We start from the raw sequence: 2,488 nt of genomic DNA, 5'->3' as shown, positions 1-2,488 counted from the left end.
GAGCAGCTGCTGCACCGGCTCGTCCAGCGGACGGCTCAGGCCCGCGCCGAACAGGGCATCCACCACCAATTCGCCAGCTTGAGGGTTGGCCTCGCTCAGTGGGTGCCAGCCCGCGCCACCGTTGTCATCGGTCAGCGCCAGCCATTCCCGCGCCGCCTCGGCTGCATCGCCTCGAAGGGCTTGGGGAGGCGCCAGGGCGTGCACACGCACGGGCCAACCCCGTTGACGCAGCACGCGCGCCAGCACCCAACCATCGCCACCGTTGTTGCCCGGCCCGCACAGCACGTTCACAGGCCGAGGCGCCCAACGTTCCACGATGGCGCGGGCCACGGCTTCACCGGCCGCGCGCATGAGCACGATGCCAGGCGTGCCCCGTGCAATGGTGGCGGCATCGGCGCTCGCCATCTGGGTGGTGGTCAGGATTTCTGCGGCCATGGTTTCAACCTTCCTGACGTCAACTTTCGCACAGCAGAGGGCTGCTCCGTGCAAGCCGTCGCCATGTCGTGAGAAAACACACAGACGCGCGAAAGGCGCTCGCGCACAATGACGTCACGGTGTTCGACGAGGTGTTCGTCAACCGTGAGGCCCCCGGGTAACGGAGGTCAAAAGGGTGCCAGACCTGCTCCACTCAGGTCGGCCGGGTGGTCCGGCTGCACCACGCCACCGGTGAGGTGGCTCCCCGCAAGGGGTTCAGGACTGGGGATCGCCCCACCGGTCCAGGCCCTCCGGTTGTGAGTGGCCGCAGCGCAGCCCGTGTCGCCTTGAGCGCGCGGGCTGTTTTTTTGCGCGAACGCTTGCTCGAGCGCCCGACGCCCTGCTGAGAAAGCTCAGAAGCCGACTTGTGCCGACAGGTACAGGCTGCGCTGACTCGGCTTGTCGGCGATGTTGCCCAGCTCCAGCCAGGCTGCCGTCAGGCTCAGGTTGCGGTGCGGGAACCAGGCCACGAAGGCGTCCCAGGCGTTCTCTTCCTTGAACGCACTGAGTCGATCCGGCTTGGCCCGCCATTCGGCGCCCACGGCCAGGTCGTCGCGCACCAACACGGCCAGGCTGGCCTCTGGCATCAACTGGTGCCGGTTGCCCAGGTCACCGCCGAATCCCAGGATCCCGAACTGGTTGGCCCGCGTGGCACGCAAGGTCAAGTTGCCCAACACGTTGCGGCCCCAGGCTGCACCCAGCCAGACTTTGGTGGCGGCCACATACCAGTCGGTGTCCGATCCGCGTGTGGCCCCCAGCAGGGTGGGCACGAGCTTGAAATCCTCGTTGTGCTTGTGCTGAAAGCCGACGCTCACCTGCGGCCACCACACGTCCTGGTCGTAGACGGCGTCGCCCAGCACGCGCACCTTGGCGCCCAGCACGTTCATCTGCGCACTCTTGCCAGGCACCGTGTCGCTGAACTTGAAACTCCAGCGGGCCATGGACACCTCGACGCGGTTCTTCACCCCCACAGCGACGCCCTGGATGTTCAGGTTGAACTTGCCCTGCGTGCGGATGTGGGTGGCGTAAGCCGAAGCACCGACTTGGTCGCTGCTGCCGTTGCCGCCAATGACGGCCCAGGGTGTGAGTCCTCCGCCCGCGGCGCCCTCGATCTGTGAGACGCCCGACGTGCCCAGCAGGCGATCTCCTGCCCAGGCTGGGAGCACACCCATCCAGCCCATCAAGGCCAAACATGGCCACGCGGCGAGTCGCGACCTCGAGGTCAGGAATGTGAGAGATGCGCCCATCAGTGGATCCTCCAGCCGTCAAGCCATGCGCCAAGCTGACGCATCTTCCCGTGAATTCTGGGCAGACATCCGCAGAAATGGCACCGTGATCACCCCATTCACCAGGAAACCCCCCTCCCCAAAACTGACACAGTGGCGATCATTGCCAACGAGTGACGCTCATGCCCCCTCCTGCAACACCCCATCGCCTTGGGCGCCGGTTCGGCCTGGTGCTGTTTGCACTCGCCTGCCAGCTGGCCGCCTGCGGCAGCACCCCGCCCCCGCCCCCGCTGTACCTGCAACTGGGTGGCGTTGAAGGCATCCAGGCCGTCAGCAACGCGATGCTGCAGCGCATGTCGACCGACCCACGCACCAAGCGCACGTTCGACGGCATCAACCTGCGCACCCTTTCAGCCAGCCTGGCCGCGCACCTGTGCAAGGTGGCGGACGGCCCCTGCGTGTATGACGGCGAGACGATGCGCAACGCGCACGCCGACCTCGGTCTGGGGGGCTCTGAGTTCGAAACCACTGTGCAGATGCTGCGCGACGAACTCGACCGCGCAGGTGTTCCGCAAGGGGCCAAAAACGAGTTGCTCCGCCGGCTGGCACCCAGCCGCCGCGACATCGTCACCACCGACCGTTGAGAGGCCTGAACCATGCGCCAGCCGAAGCTATCGCCAACCGCCTGCTTCATCGGGACCTGGATGAGCCTGGCGTGCTTGCCGACCCTGGCGGCCCCATTGAGCGTGACCGTCCTGGACGCCAACGGCTCGCCTGCGGCCGATGCC

Annotated in this window: 3 protein-coding genes; 1 reads left to right on the top strand and 2 read right to left on the bottom strand. The window is 66.6% G+C overall.

Going from position 1 to position 2,488, the window contains the following annotated elements; translation table 11 throughout:
* Positions 1 to 435, bottom strand: a 435-nt coding sequence (locus B2W70_RS06610; RefSeq protein WP_286744023.1) for an NAD(P)H-hydrate epimerase, incomplete at its 3' end; no start/stop codon positions are given.
* Between the two features lie 392 nt (positions 436 to 827).
* Positions 828 to 1,646: a DUF3034 family protein gene (locus tag B2W70_RS06605; protein WP_286744021.1), complete on the bottom strand. Its 819-nt coding sequence runs from the start codon at positions 1,644 to 1,646 to the stop codon at positions 828 to 830.
* Between the two features lie 236 nt (positions 1,647 to 1,882).
* Between B2W70_RS06605 and B2W70_RS06600 the strand changes: the two genes are divergently transcribed.
* Positions 1,883 to 2,344, top strand: coding sequence for a group I truncated hemoglobin (locus tag B2W70_RS06600; protein WP_286744018.1), 462 nt, complete (start codon positions 1,883 to 1,885; stop codon positions 2,342 to 2,344).
* The last annotated feature ends 144 nt before the right edge of the window (positions 2,345 to 2,488 follow it).

It is taken from the genome of Aquabacterium sp. UBA2148, from assembly GCF_002328915.1.
Taxonomy (GTDB): Bacteria; Pseudomonadota; Gammaproteobacteria; order Burkholderiales; family Burkholderiaceae_C; genus Aquabacterium; species Aquabacterium parvum.
Note: the sequence above shows the minus strand (reverse complement) of the source record. Positions and strands in the feature narration are given on the sequence as shown.